25 protein-coding genes are annotated in these 23,491 nt (G+C 51.4%); 21 read left to right on the forward strand and 4 right to left on the reverse strand.

Going from position 1 to position 23,491, the window contains the following annotated elements:
- Positions 1-230 precede the first annotated feature (230 nt).
- Positions 231-956 (reverse strand): hypothetical protein, encoded by a 726-nt coding sequence (locus KGP17_RS20520; protein ID WP_223498238.1) that lies wholly within the window; start codon positions 954-956, stop codon positions 231-233.
- Positions 957-1,619: 663 nt separating this feature from the next.
- Here KGP17_RS20520 and KGP17_RS20530 point away from each other — a divergent pair.
- The 5 genes from KGP17_RS20530 to KGP17_RS20550 are packed head-to-tail and all read left to right on the forward strand — an operon-like array spanning position 1,620 to position 5,977.
- The gene (locus KGP17_RS20530) at positions 1,620-2,621 is read left to right on the forward strand and encodes an ABC transporter substrate-binding protein (protein ID WP_223498239.1); all 1,002 of its coding nucleotides are present in this window, start codon (positions 1,620-1,622) and stop codon (positions 2,619-2,621) included.
- Between the two features lie 17 nt (positions 2,622-2,638).
- Complete coding sequence (locus KGP17_RS20535) at positions 2,639-3,655, forward strand: iron ABC transporter permease (RefSeq protein ID WP_223498240.1); 1,017 nt, start codon at positions 2,639-2,641, stop codon at positions 3,653-3,655.
- Positions 3,655-4,416 carry an ABC transporter ATP-binding protein gene (locus KGP17_RS20540; protein WP_179249277.1) on the forward strand — a complete coding sequence of 254 codons (762 nt, stop codon included), beginning with the start codon at positions 3,655-3,657 and terminating at the stop codon, positions 4,414-4,416. Before KGP17_RS20535 ends, KGP17_RS20540 begins: the two co-directional genes overlap by 1 nt.
- A gap of 15 nt (positions 4,417-4,431) precedes the next feature.
- Positions 4,432-5,661 (forward strand): MFS transporter, encoded by a 1,230-nt coding sequence (locus KGP17_RS20545; RefSeq protein WP_223498241.1) that lies wholly within the window; start codon positions 4,432-4,434, stop codon positions 5,659-5,661.
- Between the two features lie 58 nt (positions 5,662-5,719).
- Entirely contained in the window at positions 5,720-5,977 is a 258-nt protein-coding gene (locus KGP17_RS20550; protein ID WP_209530198.1) for a hypothetical protein, read from the forward strand.
- A 52-nt stretch (positions 5,978-6,029) separates the two neighbouring features.
- Here the strand turns inward: KGP17_RS20550 and KGP17_RS20555 are convergent, their stop codons facing one another.
- Complete coding sequence (locus tag KGP17_RS20555; RefSeq protein WP_223498242.1) at positions 6,030-6,377, reverse strand: DUF6404 family protein; 348 nt, start codon at positions 6,375-6,377, stop codon at positions 6,030-6,032.
- A gap of 251 nt (positions 6,378-6,628) precedes the next feature.
- Between KGP17_RS20555 and KGP17_RS20560 the strand changes: the two genes are divergently transcribed.
- The 15 genes from KGP17_RS20560 (at position 6,629) to KGP17_RS20630 (ending at position 19,580) form a co-directional block, all read left to right on the forward strand.
- On the forward strand, positions 6,629-7,531 hold the full coding sequence (locus tag KGP17_RS20560) for a LysR family transcriptional regulator (protein WP_223498243.1): 903 nt from the start codon (positions 6,629-6,631) through the stop codon (positions 7,529-7,531).
- Positions 7,532-7,752: 221 nt separating this feature from the next.
- Positions 7,753-8,301, forward strand: coding sequence for a tyrosine-type DNA invertase (locus KGP17_RS20565; protein ID WP_218519008.1), 549 nt, complete (start codon positions 7,753-7,755; stop codon positions 8,299-8,301).
- Between the two features lie 481 nt (positions 8,302-8,782).
- Complete coding sequence (locus KGP17_RS20570) at positions 8,783-9,304, forward strand: fimbrial protein (protein ID WP_218519007.1); 522 nt, start codon at positions 8,783-8,785, stop codon at positions 9,302-9,304.
- A 91-nt stretch (positions 9,305-9,395) separates the two neighbouring features.
- The gene (locus tag KGP17_RS20575) at positions 9,396-10,082 is read left to right on the forward strand and encodes a molecular chaperone (RefSeq protein WP_223498244.1); all 687 of its coding nucleotides are present in this window, start codon (positions 9,396-9,398) and stop codon (positions 10,080-10,082) included.
- 75 nt (positions 10,083-10,157) lie between these two features.
- Positions 10,158-12,764 (forward strand): fimbria/pilus outer membrane usher protein, encoded by a 2,607-nt coding sequence (locus KGP17_RS20580; protein ID WP_223498245.1) that lies wholly within the window; start codon positions 10,158-10,160, stop codon positions 12,762-12,764.
- A gap of 52 nt (positions 12,765-12,816) precedes the next feature.
- Entirely contained in the window at positions 12,817-13,833 is a 1,017-nt protein-coding gene (locus KGP17_RS20585) for a fimbrial protein (protein ID WP_223498246.1), read from the forward strand.
- Positions 13,834-13,867: 34 nt separating this feature from the next.
- Entirely contained in the window at positions 13,868-14,398 is a 531-nt protein-coding gene (locus tag KGP17_RS20590; RefSeq protein WP_223498247.1) for a fimbrial protein, read from the forward strand.
- A gap of 30 nt (positions 14,399-14,428) precedes the next feature.
- Positions 14,429-14,965, forward strand: coding sequence for a fimbrial protein (locus tag KGP17_RS20595; RefSeq protein WP_223498248.1), 537 nt, complete (start codon positions 14,429-14,431; stop codon positions 14,963-14,965).
- Between the two features lie 52 nt (positions 14,966-15,017).
- Positions 15,018-15,638 (forward strand): LuxR C-terminal-related transcriptional regulator, encoded by a 621-nt coding sequence (locus KGP17_RS20600; RefSeq protein WP_223498249.1) that lies wholly within the window; start codon positions 15,018-15,020, stop codon positions 15,636-15,638.
- The gene (locus tag KGP17_RS20605; RefSeq protein WP_223498250.1) at positions 15,635-16,339 is read left to right on the forward strand and encodes a response regulator transcription factor; all 705 of its coding nucleotides are present in this window, start codon (positions 15,635-15,637) and stop codon (positions 16,337-16,339) included. Before KGP17_RS20600 ends, KGP17_RS20605 begins: the two co-directional genes overlap by 4 nt.
- A gap of 82 nt (positions 16,340-16,421) precedes the next feature.
- On the forward strand, positions 16,422-16,985 hold the full coding sequence (locus KGP17_RS20610) for a LuxR C-terminal-related transcriptional regulator (RefSeq protein ID WP_223498251.1): 564 nt from the start codon (positions 16,422-16,424) through the stop codon (positions 16,983-16,985).
- A 272-nt stretch (positions 16,986-17,257) separates the two neighbouring features.
- A complete protein-coding gene (locus KGP17_RS20615; protein ID WP_218518999.1) occupies positions 17,258-17,827 on the forward strand; it encodes a tyrosine-type DNA invertase in 570 nt (189 codons plus the stop codon).
- Positions 17,828-17,982: 155 nt separating this feature from the next.
- Complete coding sequence (locus KGP17_RS20620; RefSeq protein WP_223498252.1) at positions 17,983-18,621, forward strand: LysE family transporter; 639 nt, start codon at positions 17,983-17,985, stop codon at positions 18,619-18,621.
- A gap of 121 nt (positions 18,622-18,742) precedes the next feature.
- Positions 18,743-19,045 carry a helix-turn-helix transcriptional regulator gene (locus KGP17_RS20625; protein WP_179249280.1) on the forward strand — a complete coding sequence of 101 codons (303 nt, stop codon included), beginning with the start codon at positions 18,743-18,745 and terminating at the stop codon, positions 19,043-19,045.
- A 7-nt stretch (positions 19,046-19,052) separates the two neighbouring features.
- A complete protein-coding gene (locus KGP17_RS20630; RefSeq protein ID WP_223498253.1) occupies positions 19,053-19,580 on the forward strand; it encodes a rhodanese-like domain-containing protein in 528 nt (175 codons plus the stop codon).
- Between the two features lie 46 nt (positions 19,581-19,626).
- Here the strand turns inward: KGP17_RS20630 and KGP17_RS20635 are convergent, their stop codons facing one another.
- Positions 19,627-20,082 (reverse strand): GNAT family N-acetyltransferase, encoded by a 456-nt coding sequence (locus KGP17_RS20635; RefSeq protein WP_209530195.1) that lies wholly within the window; start codon positions 20,080-20,082, stop codon positions 19,627-19,629.
- A 122-nt stretch (positions 20,083-20,204) separates the two neighbouring features.
- On the opposite strand from KGP17_RS20635, the gene KGP17_RS20640 reads away from it, so the two are divergent.
- Positions 20,205-20,942, forward strand: a complete 738-nt coding sequence (locus KGP17_RS20640) for a bifunctional 2-polyprenyl-6-hydroxyphenol methylase/3-demethylubiquinol 3-O-methyltransferase UbiG (RefSeq protein WP_223498254.1) — start codon at positions 20,205-20,207, stop codon at positions 20,940-20,942.
- A 136-nt stretch (positions 20,943-21,078) separates the two neighbouring features.
- On the opposite strand, the gene KGP17_RS20645 is transcribed toward KGP17_RS20640, so the two are convergent.
- Positions 21,079-23,454 (reverse strand): hypothetical protein, encoded by a 2,376-nt coding sequence (locus tag KGP17_RS20645; protein WP_223498255.1) that lies wholly within the window; start codon positions 23,452-23,454, stop codon positions 21,079-21,081.
- Positions 23,455-23,491: the final 37 nt, after the last annotated feature.

Consider the following 23,491-nt stretch of genomic DNA (forward strand, 5'->3'; position numbering starts at 1 on the left):
CGCGCTGCCTTGAAGAAACTAATAAGGTTTAATAATAATCACAAACCTATAGAACAAGAGAACACTTATTTCCCAAGTCGCCCTATGTATGTTCAGTCAGAAATTAATCACACATCTTCCTTAGTTTCAAATTCGTAGTCGATAAGAAAGATCGCCTCCGGAAAATAAAGCCATCTAAAACATCACCTATCGTATTAGTAAAGCAGCATTTTAATGATTCATTATCAGAATTATTTAGGTGTTACTTTGTATTTATCAATTAATTCTTTTCTTTTTCTTAAAAATGAATAGTCATTTAGTTTTTTTGAAAAAACAATAGCCCAGATGAAAGAGATTGAATTCTCGACAATAATATAAATAACTCTAACTGTATAGATAACAATAATGAGCATTGCTAGCATTGTTATTATATTAATGAAATTTACACGAGCATGATACAATGACCCAACTAACTCGAATACTTCAAAAACGTAGCAAACTAAAAGAGCAACAAATGCGGTATGAGCTATCATAAATAATATTATTTTTCTTAATGAATGTGTTGGCATTGTGTTTCTGTCATAATCAAAAATCTGATTGCAATCAAGAAAAGACAAAAAACCAATACTATTCATGCGGATATTTTTATCATAAATATAGTTAAATAAGATTTGTAGTATAGGCAATGGGTAAAATAAACCATACTGTTTTAGCTTTAATTCCTTCATTAAAACATCATATTCCTCATCAGTCTCTTTATATTCACTTATTAATTTCAAGGCATTAATTTTATCGTCTACTGATAGTTTTAAAAACCCAGACGAAAGATTATTTTTGAAGATCCAGAAGAATGGGGAAAAAACTCTTCTTATTGATCTAATTGACCATAAAAAAATTGCTACAATCAGCGGCCCGGTGATCCCCTTGAAATGCTCATCGAATAGCCATGAATCTTTTACAATATCTATTACGTTCATAATTTTTAGATGCTTTATTATTTATGATTGACTCATACTATAATCAAACAATCATTAAAATCAATTACTTTTTTTTCGAACATAAGCCACCAACTAACCAAAGTAGTTAGACTTTTTATGAAACTTACCCTTTAAAATAGGGCTTAAAATGATACCAAATCATAAAAAAATTAGAATATATATGATGTTTTTTTATATATGAGATTCATCGTCTAAATATAACATTTTCATAGAAAATCGCCTTCTTAGCCACAAAAACGACTATTGCGATTATTAGCAAACTGATAACAACTCCTGCCATGCCTGTTGATATGCCAATGAGAAAAGATAGGCCAAGAGCCAGCAGGATAACAGTAAGCGCATACTACTGTGGATAAGTACCAGACACCCTCGGCAGGTTCATTCATCCCTTTACTTTCTTATCACCCCAACTTGATACATCAGCAAGTTGGCACGTGTAAGATACGCAAGCAATTTTCATTCCATCTTCACCGGCCTCATACCCTACTTGACGTTTTTTTCACCGCTTAATCCCTAGTCTTGATGGGTATTTAATGCGTGGTTTTCCATGGGCTAAGCAGTAAATTTTTATCGCATAATAAATAATTTTCATTATCATTGCGCTTCCGCAGTCAAAACTCATCCCGCTAAGAGTAGTGTTAAATGAAAAAGGTCATCTGTGCGTTAGGAATGGTGCTCGCCTCGGCCAGCTCTGCTTTGGCAACCACGTACCCTCTAACCATTGAGAATTGTGGCTATAAAGAGACGTTTACCAAAGCCCCCGAGCGCGTCGTCGCACTGGGACAAAATACCGTCGAAATTCTGCTGCTATTGGGATTGCAGGACAAGATAGTCGCCAGTGCGTTTTGGCCGACTAAAGTGCTGCCGCAACTGGCTGAACAGAATGAGAAAATCAAAACGCTGACGGTAGAAATACCAACGTTGGAATCCATTCTTGCGCAAAACCCTGATTTTGTTCCCGCACAACTGCCTTTACTGCTCGGCCCAGAAAGTAAAGTCGCCAAGCGCGAAGATCTCGCCACCGTTGGCGTGAATAGCTACATGTCTCCGGGTATGTGTGCAACCAAAAAAGACATTGGCGATATGTACGGTAGCCGCCAAAAACTGTGGGACATGACCTTCCTTTATCAAGAGATTGCAGACTTTGCCAAAATCTTCAACGTCGAAGATCGCGGCCAGGCGTTAATTGCCGATTTTAAACAACGCGAAGCAAACCTTCGCCGGGAGTTCGGAAAAAACAACCAGGATCTTTCGTTTGTCTTCTGGTTCTCTAGCTCTTCCCCCTCCTCTGACGCCTATGTCGGCGGCAAGAACAGCGCCTCCGGTTTTATCGCTAATCTGTTAGGCGGCCATAACGCCATCACCTCAGAGACTGAGTGGCCAACCGTCGGTTGGGAAAGCATCATTGCCGCCAACCCCAATGTGATTGTGGTTTCAAGCCTTGACCGAAATCGCTGGGCGCTCGATAACGCAGAAGAAAAAATTAAATTTCTCAAAACCGATCCTGCTGTTAGTCAATTAGATGCGGTGAAAAAAGGCCACATCGTCGTGATGGACGGCCAGGCAATGAACCCAACGATTCGCACCATCTATGGTGCAGAACAAGTTGGCGAACAGCTCAGAAATCTTGGGCTAGATAAATGACAGCAGTGGCGCAACCGATGAAACAGACGTTTCTGCTAGCCGCGTCGACTGTTTTTTCAGCGGTGTTGCTAGTGCTGGTGATCGCGATTGGCGTTAGCGTGGGTGAGCTTTCTATCCCGCTGCGAAGCGTGTTCTATGCCATAAGCAATAAACTCGGGCTGACAGAAGTGCCCCTTAGCCGCATTTACGAAAGTGTGATTTGGGACTTTCGCCTGAGCCGTGCGCTTGTTGCGGCTTGCTGCGGTGCCGGGTTGGCCATATGCGGTGCGGTGCTGCAAAGCCTGCTGAAAAATGCGCTGGCAGAGCCTTATGTGCTTGGCGTTTCTGCGGGCGCTTCAACCGGCGCGGTGTCAGTGGTCGTATTGGGCATAGGTACCGGTGCCGTGTCGCTCTCCGCCGGGGCATTTGCGGGGGCATTTGCCGCCTTTGCCTTTGTCGCCTTTCTGACCAATGGCGCACGAGGTGGCAATGAGCGCACCATTCTGGCGGGCGTTGCTGCGTCCCAGCTCTTCAACGCGATTACCGCTTACACCATCAGCACATCCGCTAGTGCGCAGCAGGCGCGTGACGTGATGTTCTGGTTGTTGGGCAGTTTCAGCGGCGTCAGATGGCCTGAGTTTCAACTGGTGCTGGTAGTCGTGTTGGTAGGGCTTGCAGTGTGCCTTTACTATTCTCGAGCGTTGGATGCTTTTACTTTTGGCGATGATGCGGCCGCCTCGCTTGGCATCGCCGTGCCCTGGGTTCGCCTGCTCCTGTTCACCATCACTGCGCTGATCACAGCAACCATCGTCAGCATGGCAGGTTCCATCGGCTTTGTGGGCTTGGTCGTTCCGCATGTCATGCGCTTCTTTTTTGGGCCATTGCACCGCAGGTTACTTATCACTTGCGCATTGGCAGGTGCCATCTTGATGGTGCTGGCCGATATAGCTTCGCGCTTACTGATAGCCCCGCAAAGTCTTCCGGTCGGCGTGGTCACCGCGCTGGTTGGCGTGCCGTTCTTTGCCGTTATCATCTACCGCTCAAGGAATAAGTGATGAGTATCGCCGCTGAAAATATTACCTGGAGTGTGGGTAAAAAAATCATCGTCAACAACGTCTCGCTGAGCGTTTCGAGTGGTGAAACCGTCGGATTACTAGGCCCTAACGGCTGCGGAAAGTCATCACTGCTGCGGATCCTCGCTGGATTACGGCGCCCCCACTCAGGTACCGTCACGCTGGACGGGCAAAATATCGCTCAGATAACCAAAAAGCAGTTGGCGCGTCGGGTGGCCTTTGTGGAACAGCACGGCATGACCGAGGCCAATATGCGCGTTGTCGACGTGGTCAAACTGGGGCGAATTCCCCATCACTCTCCATTTTCCAATTGGACCACGCAGGATGACGATACTGTCACCGCCGCGCTCCAGCGCGTGGATATGCTCGGCAAGAGTGAACAGGGGTGGCAGAGTTTATCGGGTGGCGAACGCCAGCGTGTTCACATTGCACGAGCTCTTGCACAATCGCCGACGGAGATCCTCCTGGATGAACCGACCAACCATCTGGATATCCGTCATCAGATACAGTTGATGAAACTCGTCAGCGAACTGCCAGTGACCAGCATTGTGGCTATTCACGATCTCAACCACGCCTCCATGTTCTGCGACTCGTTGATTGTAATGCAACAAGGGCAGATCGTCGCCGCTGGTAGCCCGCAGGAGATCCTCACAGAGTCTCTGCTTTGGGATGTATTCAAAGTAGAGACCAAGATTGAAATTTCGCCCTTCCACGGAAAAAAACATATCCACTACATCGCTTAATACCGGGTTATTAGCATGCCTTTGCCAATTCTGCGGTCAGTGACTCAGGTCTGGCCGCCTGTATTACTGGGCAGCCAGTTTGTTTTTAATATTGGCTTTTACGCCGTTGTGCCGTTTCTGGCCGTGTTTTTACGCGACGACATGATGCTGTCCGGCGGACTCATCGGGTTGATATTAGGTTTGCGAACGTTTTCTCAGCAAGGCATGTTTATCGTTGGTGGTGCGTTATCCGATCGCTACGGCGCACGTATCATTATCCTCTGCGGCTGCATGATCCGTGTGGCAGGCTACCTGCTACTGGCACTTGGCGAGTCACTATCTCCGATTATCATTGGTGCCTGTCTTACAGGCATCGGCGGTGCCCTGTTCTCTCCATCAATCGAAGCGTTACTGGCAAAGGCTGGAACGCAAAGCGAATTGCAAGGGAAACGCAGCCGGGCAGAATGGTTTGCGTTGTTTGCGGTTTGCGGAGAGCTGGGGGCTGTACTGGGGCCGGTGGCAGGAGCATTATTGACAGGGTTGGGTTTTCGTCAGGTTGCACTGGCGGGGGCGGGTATCTTCGTGATAGCACTGGTGGTGTTGTTTTTCTGCCTTCCAGCTGCGAATGTCAGAAAACAGACACTAAACATCCTTCCGTGGTGGACGACATTCCGTAAACCACGGTTTGTCGCTTTTATTATCGCCTATAGCTCGTGGCTGTTAAGCTATAACCAGTTATATTTTGCGCTGCCGGTGGAGATCCAACGTGCCGGCGGCAGCGAAAAAGATCTTGGCCCGTTGTTTATGCTGGCATCGCTGCTGATTATTGCCCTACAGTTACCGCTTGCACGCTTTGCTCGTCACATCGGGGCTGCGCGCATCCTGCCCGTGGGTTTTCTGCTTATTTCCGTCTCATTTCTTAGCGTCGCGCTGTTTGCTTCTACCCCTCCGCCAGAAAACGGATACCGGCTTTTACCTGCGGCCTGTTTTGTGACGTTATTGACCCTGGGCCAAATGCTGCTGGTGCCTTCAGTGAAAGACTTGATCCCATGGTTTGCTAACGAATCGACGTTGGGCGCACACTATGGTGCGCTTGCCTCAGCCGGAGGGTGTGCGGTACTGGCGGGAAATTTCTTGCTTGGCAACCAGCTTGACGCCGCATTGGTTCCTTCCTATGAAGCCATTTTCCCTTGGCTACACCTGGCATTTTTCCCATTTTGCAGCGCAATAGCAATGGTTGTGATTTGTCGCCCTATGCGAAAATAGACCACACAACACTCATCCGATCCTGGGATCGTCGTGACACTAACTTAAGGAAGATACTATGGTGATTTACAGTTTTTTCGTGAAGGGCGAGCAGATTGTGGTACTGGATAACTCTGTACCTGATTTCGCAGATAATCAAAAGCACCTGTTAGATAAAGGCTATGCCAAGCAATTTGAAGAGTTGCAAGCCACCTCCCCGCAAGCGGCCCTTGCCAGATTTAAAGACATTAAGGGTGAGGAATACAAAACAGCGCATGCCTTTACCACTGGGGGCGTGTTTACCTCACTGATTGGTGCTTTATTGCCGAAAGGCTGACAGCACAGCTTGCTGGGGGCCCAGGTGAATGACTTTTGCCCCCACTCACCAATTAAAGACTGCCCCAGTCCGGCAGCTTGTTTACCCGTTTTCGCCAATAGTGAAATAACGCCATTGAGAAGCCAAACAATACCCCAGCCAGCAAGCTTGTCTGCAGCGCCACCAATACGCTGTAGCATTGGCTTTTCCAAATCGTAAACCACATGAACAGACCCCATACAGAACCAAAAAAGCCACCGAAGCACAACACATTCTGCCAGAACGGCATAAACGGCGGCGGAGGGATCTGGACGCCTAACTTCCACAGCAGGCGCAGGAGCGGTGGAGCATAATTGCTACGCCACATTTTTTTCTCTGCCATCAACGCTAATGCCCGTTCTTTCTTCTCTTGAAACGTCATCGTCGAATCCCTTCACTGGAAACAGGTCTTCTTTTTTATCAGGTAGAAACATGTTTGAAAACCAGTGGAGGAATATTTTTATTTACCATATGGATATCTAGCCACCTTAAGTAAACTTAATTATCGGTAAGTGTTATGCTAACAATTAATATCTCACCCGTTCTAAAAAAAAATTAACTAAAAGAGTAAAAAGCACTTTCAAAACAATCAGCTATACTGTAATGATAATATTTACCTTTGGGAAAGTCACCGTGCAGACAAAACTAGACCTCAACCTTGCCCGTATTCTTTGCGAGGTGATCGACGCAGGTTCAGTTTCTGCCGCCGCAATGAACCTTAAAACCAGCATCTCCGCGGTCAGTATCGCGCTAAATAAACTACGCAAGCACCATAATAACACGCTGTTTTTCAGGCAAGGCAATGGCATGATGCCGACAGCTTTAGCACTGGAGCTATACAAATTTTATCAGCCAGCGCTCAATCTGTTTGACGAAGCAGAGAAACTCCAGGCTGATGCCTTGTTGCCAAGCCGTGTGCAAAAACTACGTATTGCCACTGTCCCGCTGTTGGACTTGTTTCTGGTGGACAAATTTTTGGACGCCCCGGAATTTTGTAATGGGGCGGGTTGGGATGTCCTTGCAGTTTCTCAGGATCCCACAGTGCGAATAGAACGCCTGCGCAGAAAGCAGATCGATCTCGATATCGGCACGGCATTGTCGAACGACCGATCGTTGCTCTGTTATCCCATTTTCTATGGGGGGATGACGATGGTTTGCGCGAAAGATCATCCCCGCATCAAACAATCGGTGACGTTAGAACAATTTCGTCAAGAGTCACTATTAGGCTTTATCTATTCGGAAGAAAAACTGGGTAAGGAAATACCCGGTATTCAGCATAATGATGAAGATCTATTATTCCGCAACTTCCGCTCATCATCCATTATTACTATCCTGCTGCAAACGGCAAAAAGAGAGCTGGTTACAATGATACCCTCCGCATTGGCACCTTGGGTGTGTGAAAGGTTCGGTTTACGCGTGGTGGAGCATGATTTCCCCATTAAACATACCGTTGGTTACTATACGCACATTCATCGTTCAGAAAAGAACAATCCTTTGCTACAAAAAATAATCAACTTTTTATCTGAGCTAGGATAATTTCATCAACATCATTAGATCGAAGAACATTAGTGGTATAACCCCGAGCTCCAAGGGGTTATATCGAGTGTCTCAACGTTCTATATTTGATATTGACTGTATTACTTCCAGTTTATTGTTTATACTCAAAAACTACGGAATGGAACCTGCCGATAACAATGTATGTTTTTCATTAATAAGGATATGGCTATATGCATACTATGACTAATTGAGAGGTCACAATGACAAATCGCAAATATCTTACCCTATCTGAAGTGGAACGCCTGCTGGAGGCCACCAAACAAGGCTCTGACCCGGAGAGAGATTACTGTTTAATCTGGATGTGCTTTATCCACGGGTGTCGGGTCAGCGAGATCAACAGCTGGCGCCTGTCGGATATCGACCTCCCCAATAACCGCATATATGTCCACCGTTTAAAGAACGGCCTTTCTACTATCCATCCTCTGTATGAAGTTGAACTTAAGGCGCTTATCGGCTGGATGAACGTACGCTCTCGGCATAAATATGCCGCCAGTGAGTGGTTGTTTTTATCGCAAAAAGGCAACCGGCTTTCACGCCAGCGAATTTATGACATATTGCGTGATTGCAGCCGCCGTGCAGGATTAGAAGTGGATGCACACCCCCACATGTTACGCCACGCCTGTGGTTTCGCTCTGGCAGATAGAGGTATGGATACGCGGTTGATCCAGGATTATCTGGGGCACCGTAATATTCAACACACCGTGCTTTATACCGCGACCAACGCCCAACGCTTTCTGCGTGCCTGGTAATCAATAACTAGTAGGAAAACCACTCGGAAGGAATGTAATAATTTGTGATTCTATGGACATATTGTTCCAAACTGACCACGATACTAAAGAGTAATAATTTTCTTGTCAATAACCCTACATTCTTCGCTGTTTCCATTCATTTAACTCAACAAATTCAATAGATTATTTTTAACTCCTAAAAACCCTTCTTTTTATTCCAACAGAACTTAGCAAATCTTTTAACAATAAAAAAAATCGCATGTCGAGTTTGTTAAACAAATTATCGGAATAAAAAACCACTCAGAAACGCAAAAACACCGTAAAAACTCCAGGAAAACCCCTCATCCGATGGAAAACCAGTGGTAACCACCAAACTGGTCAAATTGGAACAAAATGAACAGTTATCTGCTCACTTCGTAACCCGAACAACCAAGGAAAACATGCGTAGAAACGCATAATTATTAATGAGATGCGCGCATCTCGACCCAAAAGGAAGTTTTACATGAAAAAGAATCTGCTTGTTGCTGCTCTGATGACCGCCGGTGTTCTGTCTGCTTCTGCTTTCGCGGCTGACGGCAAAATCAACTTTGTTGGCGCCATCACTGACGACGCCTGCACCGTGGTAAACGACATGAGTAACCCGCTGACCGTAACGCTGGGCACCGTATCCAGCAAAGCGTTCACCACCATCGGGTCTACTGCAGCACCGACCAAGTTCACCATCGCGCTGACCAACTGCCCGGCCACCATGACCTCGGCAAAAGTGAAGTTTGATGGCACCGCAGACGCCAACGAAGGCAGCATCCTGGCTCTGACGCAGGAAGCTGGCGTGGCCACCAACGTGGGGATCCAGTTGACGGATAAAGCCAACGTTGTTGTGCCATTGTACACCGCGTCTTCATCCTATGCGCTGGTCCCGGGTGCCAACAACCTGGACTTCGTGGCACGTTACTACTCCACAGCAGCAAGCGTGACCGCTGGCCCGGCTAACTCAACCAGCAACTTCACCATCATTTACAACTAATCGGCTGTCCCTCCCACCACGTCGTGGTTGGGAAGGCATCCCCACGGGCCGGCTTCGGTCGGCCCGTCTTTTTTCGGAGCTTTGAATTGTTATGAACACCTGGTTAAAAACCCTTTGCCTGCCTCTCTTGCTGACCGGCGCGCTGGCGCAGGCGGCCGAAATCGGCGGCGTTACCGTCGGCGGCACCCGCCTGATTTACAACGGCGGCAAGAAGGAGGCTTCACTGAGCGTCACCAACACTGACATCAACCCCTATCTCATCCAGTCCTGGGCGGAGACCCAAAACGGTGGCGCTGAGAAAGCCCCCTTTATTATCACGCCTCCGCTGTTTCGCCTCGACGGTAACCAGCAGAACCTGCTGCGTATCGTGCGCACCGGCGGCAGCCTGCCTGAAGACCGCGAGTCGCTCTACTGGCTGAATATCAAGTCCATCCCGGCAGGCAGCAAGAAGGAAGGGGCCAACACCCTGCAGATTGCCGTCAAGACCCGCATCAAGCTGCTTTACCGCCCACAGGGCCTCAAGGGCACGCCGGAAGAGGTGACCAGCAAGCTGACTTGGTCACAGAGCGGAACCCAGCTGACCGTCACCAACCCGACGCCGTTCGTCATGAACTTCCAGCAAATCAAGGTGGGTGGCCGTGAACTCAAGGACATCACCTACGTACTGCCGATGGGCCAGGCCACCTTTACTCTCCCGGCCGGCGTCAGTGGCCCGGTCAGTTGGAAACTCATCAGTGACTACGGCGGTACCGGCGCAGAGCACACCCCGGGGCACTAACAGCATGTTGATGCGGAGCATGGACATTCAGGAGCGGGAGGGCGCAATTCTCCCGCACGCAAGGAGTAGTGAAGAATGAATAATAATAAACCCCGAGTGCGCCTGAGCCAGGTGGCCTGCTTTGTAGCAGCCCAGATGGCGCTGATGACCGGGACAATGATGACAGCCCAAGCGCGGGACTACTTCAACCCCGCCCTGCTTGAACTCGGCAACCCCGGTCAAAAGGCCGTCGACCTGACCTCCTTTGAGGACAAGGGCGGCCAGATGCCCGGCACCTACCGGGTGGACGTGTTCCTCAACAACGAAAAGATGGAAACCCGCAACGTCGAGTTCCGCCAGGGCAAGGACGCCAAGGGCAACGAGACCCTGCAGCCCTGCATCCCGGTCGACGACCTCACCAGTTGGGGCCTGCTGACCAAAAAGTTCCCGGAACTCGGTGCACCGGGCAGCGCCTGCGCCAACCTGGCGGCCATTCCCCAGGCCAGCAGCGATTTTCGCTTTGCCCGCCAGCAGTTGTTACTGAGTTTCCCGCAGTCGTCCGTGAACAACGCCGCCCGCGGCTGGGTCGACCCGAAGCTGTGGGATGAGGGGATTCCGGCGGTACTGCTCAACTACAGCGTCACCGGGGCCAACAACTACGCCAAAAACGGGCGTGGCGATGACAGCAACAGCCAGTACGTCAACCTGCGTCCCGGCGTGAATATCGGGCCCTGGCGGCTGCGCAACTACACCACCTGGAACCGCTCCAGCAGCAGCGGCCAGGATGGGCAGACCATCGACAAGTGGGAGACGGTCTATACCTACGCCCAGCGCGACATCATCGCACTGAAGAGTCAGTTTACCGCCGGGGATACCACCACCGCGGCCGACGTGTTTGACAGCATTCCGTTCCGCGGGGCCCAGCTGGCCTCCGACGACGAGATGGTGCCGGAAAGCCTGCGCGGCTATGCGCCAGTGGTGCGCGGGATCGCCCGCAGCAACGCGCAGGTGACTATCCGCCAGAACGGCTACGTGATTTACCAGACCTACGTGTCGCCGGGCAGCTTTGAAATCACCGACATGTACCCGTCCGGTGGCTCCGGTGACCTGAACGTCACCATCAAGGAATCCGACGGCAGCGAACAGCAACTGGTCATTCCGTTTGCCTCCCTGCCGGTGTTGCAGCGTGAAGGACGGCTGAAATACTCGGCCACTACCGGGGTCTACCGCTCCTACGACAACAGCGTGGACAAGACTCCGCTGAGCGAAGGTACGGTGATTTACGGCCTGCCAGCGGGCTTCACGATTTACGGCGGCGGCCAGTTCAGCAGCAAGTACCAGTCGCTGGCGGCCGGGGTCGGCAAGAACCTGGGGGACTTCGGGGCGATGTCCGTCGACGTGACCCAGGCCTGGTCGAAGCAGAAAGACCAGGAGAAAGAGAGCGGCCAGTCGTGGCGCGTGCGCTACAGCAAGAACTTCGTGCAGACCGGCACCAACTTCTCAGTGGCGGGTTACCGCTATGCGACCAGTGGCTACTGGGGCATGCAGGAGGTGCTGGACACCTACACCAGCGGCAACAATACGCCGATGCAGGAGCGCCGACGCAACCGGGCGGAGCTGACCTTGTCACAGGACCTGTGGCAGGGCGGCGGCAACCTGGGGCTGACGGCGGCACGGGAGGATTACTGGGATACCGAGCGGCGCATGGAATCGTACAGTGCCAGTTACAACAACTCGTGGAACGGCATCAGCTACGGACTGAGCTACACCTACAACCGCAACTCGCAGGCGGCCTACGGAACCAGCATGGGCGATAGCAGCATTGGCGGCGGCAACCGCGGGCGTATCTACGACAAGGACCAGCAGTTTGCCCTCAGCCTGAGCATACCGTTGAACCGGCTGTTCGGGGGTAAGCACCCGACCTACGTCAACTACATGGCCAACAGCAGCAAGAACGGCAACACCACCAACAGCGTGAGCGTAGGTGGCACGGTACTGGACGACAACAACCTGAGCTGGAGCGTACAGCAAGGTTACGGCACGAAAGGCCAGGGCAACAGTGGCAGTGCCAATGCCGACAGGCGGGCAACCTACGGGGAGCTCAACGGGGGGTATTCGTATGACAAGAACAGCCAGCGCGTGAACTACGGCGTGCAGGGGGGCATTCTGGCCCACGAGAACGGTGTGACCCTGGGTCAACCGTTGGGTGAAACCTTGGTACTGGTGGCCGCACCGGACGCGAAGAGCGTCAGCGTTCAGGGGCAGACCGGGGTGAAAACCGACTTCCGCGGCTATGCGGTGGTGCCGTATGCCAGCCCATACCGTAAAAATGACGTAACGCTGAACACCGAGACCTTCGCCGACAACACCGACGTGGCGATTACCACCCAGACGGTTATTCCAACGCGCGGTGCCGTCGTCAGAGCCCGTTACCAGACCAGCGTGGGCAACCGGGTGTTGATGACGCTGATCTATCAGGGCGGCAAGCCGGTCCCGTTCGGGGCCATCGTGTCGGCGGGGAACAGCAAGGACGCCGAAGGCTTTATCGTCGGGGACGCTGGGCAAGTATACCTGACCGGGCTGGCGCAGAGTGGGCAACTGAAGGTGCAATGGGGCAACGGCGCGGATGAACAGTGCCGCGTGGATTACAGTCTACCAAACGGTGTCCAGGGTATAGCTGCTATAAACGGACAATGCCGGTAGCCGCTAAATAGTTAGCCCTTTTGACAACAGTACATTATTTAAAGGTATGAAAATGAATGTTTTATTTTCAATTAACAAAAAGCGAAGCTGGTCAATAATGCTGCGGATGTTACTCTTGCTTTGTCTATCGGTATTAACGATGGAGAATGCCTATGCACTCAAGTGCGTGAATGCCAGCGACCAGTCATTTTCATTCGTTGAGAACATAGGGAGCGTAGCTGTACCCATTACCGCACCGAATGGCACACTGATATGGCGTTCAGAAAACAGAACGATGACTATAACGTGCTGGAAGGATTTCGGTGGTACAACCGAATCTCCGTATGCTTATTTTAACCCTGCATCAGCCTCTTTAGGCGCAGGCATTCGCGTTGGCATGAATTTTAATGGCACTGACGTACCCAATATTTTCAGCGCCTCAAAATTGGCTGTACCAGGCGTCAGAGTCCCTGAATGCTTCAACACCGAGGCGGTGTGTAAACCAATCACGTCAACGACCTTTACCATTAGCTACTATATCTATATTAATAAATATGGAACACCCAGTGGCAGTAATTATTCTGGGCCAAACACCTTGGCAGTCTTTCAACTGGACGGCGTTGGCGGATTAAACATAACCCCAAACTCAAACTATCGCTATTCGACCACGAATATGCAAGGGATCCGTTTTACTGCCTGTGAGGCCGCTATTTCTGTTTCACCGAGTTCGATAGATTTTGGCACGGTAGCCGCAACGTCGGCTTCAGCCAATACGGTAGCCGCAAGTAGTAACTTTACCGTTAACATTACCAAGAGTTGTAACGACCCATTTAAGCTAACCGCATCATACAGTTCGCCAACCAACCGACTGGATGCCAATACGCTCAATGTGCTTGCCGGCGTTGGCGTAAAAATAAAAAACCTGACCACCGGCAATTATATCCAATATTCGGACGTTGAAGATCTTGCAGATTTAACCATCGTCAATAGTGCCTCTGTTCCTTACCTTGCCGAAATGGTTTGGCAAAATAGTACCCCAGCCTTGGGAACATTTAGTACGGCGGTAACAATAACAGCGTATTACAACTGATTTAATTCCCCCTAAAACGTATCAGGAGATAACTATGTTTATCAAAAAAAATGGAATTTCAATCGCTATTGCTAGCGCCACTTTATTCGTCAGCATGATGGCAAGTGCAGCACCGGTTACCGTAACCATTACCGGTAAAGTTATTGCTGCTGCCTGTACCGTCGACAACAGCGGTGCTTACACAGTTACCATGCCCGATGTGACCGCCGCCACCCTGAACCCGGCCAACTCCTACGGCACATGGAAGACCTTTGACGTCACCCTGAGCAACTGCCCGGCGGGCACCACCTCCGTCAAGGCCACCTTTGACGGTACCGCCGACGGTGCCGATGCCAACAAGTACGCCAACACCACCGGCACCGGCTATGCCACCAACGTCGCCGTCCAGGTGCAGAACCGCTCCGGCACCGTCGCCGACAAGGGCAAGAACAGCACCATGACCGTCAACGTTGACGCCAGCAGAAACGCCACCTTCGACCTTCAGGCCCGTCCGTACAGCACCCCAGGCGGCGGCACCGTCGGCAACATCACTACCGTGGTGCTGATGAACTTCACCTACAACTGATTGCGTTAACCCCTGGCAGGAGAGCCACTCATGTTTAAACGTGTCTTTATGCTCAACATGTTGCTATCCGCCCTCGCTGTCCTGCCGGGCACGAAGGCGCAGGCCGCTGATGTCAACATCACCGGCAAGGTCATCGCCTCTTCCTGTACCGTCAGCCCGGTGCTGGCGGCAGGACAGACGATCGACCTCGGCACCCTGGGCAGAACCCGCTTCCAGTTCGCCAATGATGCCGGAACCTGGAAGAGTTTTACCCTCAACCTGACCAACTGCCCGGCCGGTACCACCACGGTCAAGGCCACCTATACCGGCACCCCGAACGGCACCGATGCCACACTGTTTGCCAACACCGAACCGGTGGCCACTGCGGCCCCCAACATGGCGGTGCAGATGGCCAAGGATAGCGACCACACGGCCGTGCTCTCCACCGGCAGCACAATGGACGTCACCGTCGACACGCTGACCGGCACCGCCACCTTCCCACTGGCGGCCCGCCTGTATACGCCCACCGGCGGTGCCCAGGCCGGACAGGTGTCCAGCAGCGTGCTGGTGAACTTCACCTACCAGTAATCATCAGGGGGCCTGCCTCGGTGGGCAACCTACACCACAAAGAGAGGGAAGCATGTCTTTTCTAATGGAGAATACCGGCGTACCTGTGCGCACCCTGCTGGTGCTGGAGCCCTACGACATTCCCTGGTTGGGGATCCAGCAAATGCTGCGCACCCAGCTGGGCCACCGCGTCTCGCTGATACGTCTGCACGACACCGACCGGCTGGCTGAAACCGCCCAACGCCATCAGGTGGACGCAATACTGCTCAGCGCCGTCGGCCACCGTTCCGAGGTGCTGCCCCTGTTGCAGCAACTGTCCCTCATCCTGCGCAGCTCGAAGCAAGCACACATCGCCGCCTACCTGCGCAAGGACCTGCCCCACCTGGAGGATTTGCTGCAGGCCTTCGGCGTCAACACGCTGTTCCGCGGGCCGCTGGACGCAGCAGATCTGGCCCATTACCTGCTGCCCCATCGCCCGGTCTTTCACCCCGTTCGGCTGACCCATCAGGAGTGCCGGGTTGCCCAGGCCCTGTTGACCGGCAAGAGCGTCACCCGGGTGGCCCAGTTGATGCGCAAGGACATCCGCACCATCAGCGCCCACAAGCAGGCGTTGCTCGGCAAGCTCAACATGGTCAGCCGTGGCGAACTGCAGGTACTGGGCGGCCGGTTGATGGCCGACGAGGTCCGGTTATGACCCCGGATACCCGTGCACCAACCACCAGCAAACAGGGGATCCTGATGCACGCCTGCCCGCTGGTTCGTCAGGGACTGCTGTGCCTGCTCAGCGAGCAGTTGCCGGACTTTCGCTTTCAGAGCGTTGACTCTTTCAGTGACCTGGGCCGTCAGCCCGGCCTGACGACCGCCGACCTGGTGGTGAGCGACCTGAGCGATGATGAACATAGCGTGGCCTACGGCGCCGACTGGCTGGTGTGGCTGCAGAGTATTCTCGGCAACAGTCCGTTGGTGGTCATCACCGAGGAACTGTCACACCCGCAGTGGCTCGCACTATCCCGGCAACCCGCGCTCTCTGCGCTGGCCTTGCAAACGCCGCAGGCCGAACTGGGCCCGCAGTTGCGCCAGATACTGGCGGGCACACCGCTCATCAGCCCGCGGCTGCTGCCGCAGTCGCCGCCAGTACCCGCACTGGCCCGGCTGACCGGGGGGGAGCTGCAGGTGTTCGCGCTGCTGCATGCCGGATACAGCGTGACGCAGATTGCCGCGCATCTGCACCGCAGTGTGAAAACGATCAGCACCCATAAACGGCACCTGATGTACAAGCTGCAGGTCGACAATGAAATCGCCCTGTTTGCCCGGGTGAAAAACCTCGATGAACAGACCTGCGGCCTGGATAACGGACAGCAGTTTGTCAGACAGTCCCCGCCCTGCTTGCCGTAGCCCCCCGCCGTCAGGACTGGATTTATCCCCACCGTCACGGGGTTGACAGTGACTACACACTAATCTCACACAGGATGTGTCCATGATTTATCTGGCTACCGATGATTACTATTTTTCCCTGGGCGTCGAAGCCATTTTCCATGGCCTGAACCGACCTATCACCCTTATCCTCCTCGATGAGGCAGACGACACCGGGGTTCTCCCTACGTTGACCAGCGACGATACGCTGCTGCTGGCAGTGGAACAGACGGAAATGCTGACCCTGCTGCTGATCTGGGCACGCCGTCAGGGAGCCCGGGCGCTGCTGATAATGGATAACGCCTCCGCCCGGACGCTGAACAACATCACTCAATGGTCGCAGGGGGTGCTGTCGAAGAAGATGCCGCTGGCCAACCTGCCGTTGTGTGTCGGGGCGGGCTGCGCCCACCTCAAAGACCTGTCGTTCCTGACGGCACGGGAAATCAGCATCATGGGGTCGCTGGCCGGTGGGAAGACACCGCACCGGATTTCACGGGAGCTGAACCTCTCGGTGAAGACGATCTTCTCGCACAAGCTGAGTGCGTTGAAAAAGCTGGGGCTGAACCACCTGAATGCACGCTCGGTGCTGATCTTCGGCAAGATCTTCCAGGGCCTGGCTCCGCTGTGACACGCATAGATCAACCTGGGGCGACCTTACGTTCGACCCAGGCTGTTCCTCCCCTTCCCCAATCGCCAACGTTATTCCCTAACCAACAGCAGTAAAATCCTGGTTCTACCAGAATAATCATCATCTGACTTATAGCCCATTGTTTTAAATGAACTTTATTGATTCGTAAAAGTGGATTTTATGAATCGTGCGTATCCTCATCTAAGATTTCTCTGTAGATTCTGTCTCACGCCTTAACGAGGCATTCAGAATACCTTACTGGGAATAAACAAATGACACAGAGAAAATACCTGCTGGCAAGTGAAGTAGAAGCCATGATTAATGCCGTGCCTCAGGGGCTGAATTATCATCGCGATCGCTGCTTGATTATGATGTGTTATTTTCATGGTTTAAGGGCCAGTGAATTATGTCACCTTAAGCTGTCTGATATTCAGGATGAGTATATTTATATCTCCCGCCTGAAAAGTGGGTTATCCACCACACACCCTTTACAGAAATGTGAACTGGAAGCCCTGGCCTTATGGTTGGAAAAGCGTCAAGGCTGGCTCAATAACGACACGCCTTGGTTATTTTTGTCCCAACATGGCAACCCACTCTCCCGCCAGCAATTCTATGAATTGATTAAGAAGTACGGCATTGCCGCCAAGCTAAACGTTAAGGCCCACCCACATATGTTGCGCCATGCCTGTGGCTACTCCCTGGCAGATAAGGGGAAAGATACGCGACTGATCCAGGATTACCTGGGGCACCGTAATATCCAGCATACCGTGCTGTATACGGCAACCAATATGGCGCGCTTTAACAGTATTACCTTTGACGTTGAGCAGCAAGCGGCTTTGTAATCGCTTTTATTCCGCAATGGAATAGACAATAGTTTAAGACGCAAAGTAAATAATCAAACTTCTTACCCAGTCTATCAACCCTGGTGGACAAGTGCCGCCAAAAATCATTCAGCAGGATATAAAAATGATATATCTAGTTTCCGATGATAGCCGAGATGGATCCACTAAATGCAATCACCCTGACGATCGGCCTGTTTGTGTTAACGTTTTTCAATCCTGGCGCCAACCTGTTCGTCGTGGTGCAAACCAGCCTGGCTTCCGGCAGCCGAGCAGGCATGCTCACCGGGCTTGGCGTAGCGCTGGGTGACGCCCTTTATTCCGGGCTGGGCCTGTTTGGCATGGCCACGTTGATCACCCAATGCGAGGGGGTCTTCTCGTTCATCAAGGTCATCGGCGGGTTATATCTTCTATGGTTTGCCTATAAGAGTATCAATAAGCAGGCAACGCCACACTCTCCTGCGATGCAACAACCGCTCAGTGCGCCTTGGTATGTCTTCTTCCACCGTGGCCTGATCACCGACCTCTCTAATCCGCAGACGTTGCTGTTTTTCATCAGCATCTTCTCCGTAACCCTGAGCGCCAATACGCCCACCTGGGCCAAACTGAGTGCCTGGCTGGGAATAGTGCTCAGTTCGGTTATCTGGCGCGTTTTTCTCAGCCAGGCATTTTCCTTGCCAGCAGTACGGCGCACCTATGCCAGCATGCAACGGGTAGCCAGCCGAGCGATCGGTGTGGTGATTGGGACTTTCGCCATTAAGTTGATTTACGAAGGCTTCACGCGCCGCTCCCTATAGCCGGTATATATCGTTGTGAATGAACCCAAGTTTGGCCTTTGTCTGACGCTTGAAAAAACACGTGCATTTTCCCGTCAATTACTTTAGCATTTACTAAATTTAGCAAATACTAAAATGATTAATGACTGACGAAAACGCCTCACTACTTGCCAGCGCCAATGCCGCCGCGACGTTGCTCAAAGCCATGAGCAACCCCCGCCGCCTGTTGATCCTTTGTATGTTGGTGGACGCGCCAGGCACCAGTGCCGGTGAGCTGGCGCTAGCTACCGGGCTTAGTCCATCAGCGACCTCACAGCATCTGGCCAAGATGCGCGAGGAAGGGCTGATTGAAAGCACCCGCGATCGGCAGCGCATCAACTACTCAATTAAAAATAACGCCGTGCAGCAGGTCATCAGCACGCTAAAAGCCATCTATTGCCCCTGAGGACACCATGAACATAGAAACGATAACTGCCCAGCAAGCGCAAAAATTAATCATGCAGGGAGCACGGTTGCTGGATATTCGCGGAAAGGATGAGTATGCCCACGAGCATATTGCCCAAGCCAGCTTGCTGTCGCTGACTGATATTGAGAAAGGTGGCAAACCGCAGGCCGTTAGTGAACAGGATGTGGTGATTTTTCACTGTCAGTCTGGCCGTCGTACGGCAGAAAACGCAGCGCTATTGGCAGGGGCCGCAACGCCTGCCAAGGTTTATCTGCTTGAAGGCGGTATCAACGGCTGGAAGCAACAGGGATTGGCTGTCATCAAGGGTAACAACCAGCCACTCCCCCTCATGCGACAGGTGCAGATTGCTGCTGGCTCCCTTATTCTGGCTGGGACAATCTTGGGGTATGTAATCTCTCCCCTGTTCTTCCTGTTGTCCGGCTTTGCCGGGGCTGGATTGCTATTTGCCGGTATCAGCGGATTTTGCGGGATGGCGACGCTGTTGGCCAAAATGCCTTGGAACCAACCCAAATAGCGAGATGCCCAACCTTAGGGGCGCCGCTGCGCCCCCAACATCAAGGTTAGGCTAGATCCAACGAATAAACCCGTGACGACTCACCCCACGGGTGATAACCAAGCCCATCAAAGCTGAACCCCAATTTCTCGTAATAACCCACATGGTCGGTACACAGATGCAAACGGGGAAATCCCAGTTCGCCTGCGGCCTTGGCTACGTGATTGACCAACAATGCGCCGCATCCCTGCCCGCGATACTGTTCATCGACGTACAATGCACATAGCCACGGATACAGCTCCATACGGCTGATAAAGTCATTGGTAATCAAACCCGCGCAACCCACAACGGTTTCCCCATCCAGCAACAAATACCACTGCGGCAGCGGGTTTACCGCATCGATACAATGGGTTATCGAGTCTTGATACAGCATCATGGTCTCTGGCGATGCCCACTGACGCTGGAAATAATCGATAGCCACATCGCGATAGGCTGGCTCCTGACGCACCGAAATAATATTCACCCAAGCTCCTGATTTATTCTGTGGTCGCTACATTATGCCCTATTTTTGTTGGCAGTCAGTTGCTGAACGAATACCATTAATGCGCCGCGCTGTTATGCGGTTTATTTAATACAGGAGACGTTATGTCGCAAAATATCTATGACAATCAAACCTTCTTCGACGGCTATGCACAGCTCAGCCGTTCGGTACAGGGTTTAGATGGCGCGCCGGAATGGTCAACCATCCGCAGCATTCTGCCCGATTTGCAGGGCAAAAAGGTGGTCGATCTTGGCTGTGGTTACGGTTGGTTCTGCCGCAGCGCTCGTGAGCAAGGTGCAGCCCAGGTACTGGGAATGGATCTTTCAGAGAAGATGTTGGGCAAGGCAAAAGAGATGACCAAAGATCCGGCGATTGAATACCGTCAGCAGGATCTGGAGGCGTTACAGCTCCCGACAGCCAGCTTTGATTTGGTCTATAGCTCGCTAACGCTGCACTATATCGAAGACCTCGGCAAGCTGTTCGCAACCGTTTATCAGGCATTGGTGGATGGTGGGGAGTTTATTTTTACCGCCGAGCACCCGATTTATACTGCGCCAAAGCATCAGGGCTGGTTAGTGGATGAGGCAGGGCAAAAATCCTGGCCAATCAATGGCTATCAGCAAGAAGGACAGCGTATTTCCAACTGGCTGGCGGAAGGAGTGATCAAGCAGCACCGTATGCTGGGCACTTATATCAATTTGCTGGTCCAGCAAGGGTTTACCGTTCGTTACTTGAACGAGTGGGGTCCTTCGGCACAACAGATTGCCGACAACCCGGCACTGGATGAAGAAAAAGAACGCCCGATGATCTTTATCCTGGCGGTACAAAAACCCGCTGCGTAATGGCTATTCGCTTTATTAAATATCGTTAAAACATCCAATATTGGGGAGGCTGCCTCCCCCCAATACCTTCCAAACTTATTCACAGCGAACGGTTCTGGGCAACTTCAGGACAACACCGTTTCACTGTCGGTACAACTTACTCGCTCGCCATTTCGCCTTCGTGGCTTTCCGGTTCTGGCTCGTTCTGAACTTCCTCAACTGGCGGCATCTCCAAACGCAGATCGATCCAGCGCCCTTCAGGAATATCCATCGGCTCCCCTGCAACGATTGCGGCGGTATCAATATCAAAGCGACGCTTGCTGACTCTGACCGTGATCGTGCCGTCATCAGCTGCTTCAGTGGCGACGAAGCATAGGCGGTTACCGTTAACGTCTTGTGGGACTTCGATATTCCAGCCTTCCAGCGCGAAACCTAGCGAACCCGTCACTTTGTATACGCCAACCGAGAGTCGCTCAGCGGTAACGCCCGCAGCCTCGCCATTTACCGCCGCCAGCCCAGACAGGGTAAAGCCATCCAGGTATTCGTCGGGCATTTTCTCTGGGTTGCTGGAGAGACGAGCGATCGGGGATGCTTTTTTCAGGAAGCCGTTGGCGTCTACGGTGGTGTTAAAATCTGTCCAAGTGCGCTTTTCAGATGCAATTGTGTAACCCGATGGCCTAGTTGGTCTCCATACTAAATCTACATCGGTTGTAACACCATTCATCGTTCCGGTTTCGACGTTGCCAATAAGAGAAACTCTTGGGCAATTGTATCCGTTTCCAGAAACCCACAACTCCCACATGGATGTATCAGAATTATATACAGCACCGCAATGAATATCATTAGCACTAGAATTAGCAGAAGTCGAACCTAATTTTATGTGATGAAGCCCATTAGCAGCAAGTGCTGTAGTCGTTGCTCCTCTTGCACAGAAATAAATATAGGAGATATCCATCCCCAATTCACCATACTGTCGACCTTGTGTCACCATGAACACCATTCCACGATTGCCAGTCGTAGTAATGCTTTGCTCCGCAATTTTGCAATATCGCTCACCATTACCTGTAGATGGAATTAAAGGCGCAACAATTTGGGCAACAGACTCATCTGTTACAATTTTCTTCCAAGGGCTCCAATTTCCTAACGGCTCACGAATTCTCGTTTGAAGGTTTACTGCAGAGGTTCCTTGCTCCCATAGAAGCTGATATCTTGAACCGCCATCAAAACCTGAATTTATTCCGGCCCATGCAGCCGTACCAGGTGAATTTTTCGTACCACTAGGAATTCGTACAAACTGATTTGTGCCAACTGCATTTGGATCGCTAACCGTAGGCGCGGTTGTCCCACCAATACCATGATCGCCAACTTTTAGGACTGCAGAGTTACCAACATACATATTATTTAGAACGTGTGCTGTACCTGTCCTAGAGTTAACAAAAAATACTGGCTTACCTCGTTCAACTCCTGGCCCTAATATTTCACCCCCACCAGTAGGCACAATAGAAAAACCATACCACGTCCCAATAGAAAGATTATTTGGCCGATCAAAACTTGCTGTGTCATGCCCTCTAAACATAACGGGAAGATTGGCAACATCAGGAACATCCGTAGGCTGAGAGTGAACTGCATTAAATGTTAACGTTCGTGGGACGTTAAGCTGACCATCCGCTTTACCAATTAGACTATGCGAAGCACCTCCCCATCGAATCGTCATTTGTCCTGTTGAGGTGTCGCTATAAACCGCACCTTTTTCTATCCCTGCTGCATCTCTAAATCGAAGCAATAGGTTAGATGTAGTACTTCCGGCCTGCATAATTTGATCACCAGTTGAGTTAACTCCCCCTGCAGTTGTCAAATATCCTGCTGCGCTAATTCTTGCCGATAGGTCTGCAGTTGTCCCATTTGAGCTCCAAAAGTTCCATCCTCCCTGGAATGCGCCTTTGTGAGTGATAAAGTCTGTCGCACCAGTAAGGCCATCATCAGCCGATGTTTTTCTATTCCATGAAACCCAAGCCCCTTGCGAAGCTGGTATAAAACCAGTTGCATTTGAAGATGTAGATAATCGAACGGGTTTAGAAAATAACACCGAACTCGCAATACTCTGGTCAAGAGTCGATGACCTAGAAACATAATCAGTTTGGATCTTCGCTAATGTTGGCACAGTTAGCTTTGTACCATCATCCTTTGTGAAAGTCATATCCGCGGTACCAGTGAACCAGCTCACCGTATCATTGCGGCTGCCCTGAAAGAAGGTGAGCATCGCGGCAAAGCGAGCGGAGAACTGGCTGATATCACCTTCATAAGTGGTGATAATCGCATAGCTCTGCCCGTTAGCCGTTGAACCTGCATAATTGCTGTTTAGGGTCAGAGAGGTATTGCTATTAACCTGTTTAACTTCATACAGCTTATTATCCGGTGCCAATAAAATCATACCTGGCATCACGCCAAACTTGGCATCGGCCCACGCGGTGCCGGTACCGGTTACGGTGGCGTTATTAGCAGTTAAATTGATAGTGCCTGTTTTGTACCACATAGATTCTTACTCCAAAAAATGAAAAACCACTCGCGGC

This window comes from Serratia sp. JSRIV001 (assembly GCF_019968745.1).
Lineage (GTDB): Bacteria > Pseudomonadota > Gammaproteobacteria > Enterobacterales > Enterobacteriaceae > Chania > Chania fonticola_B.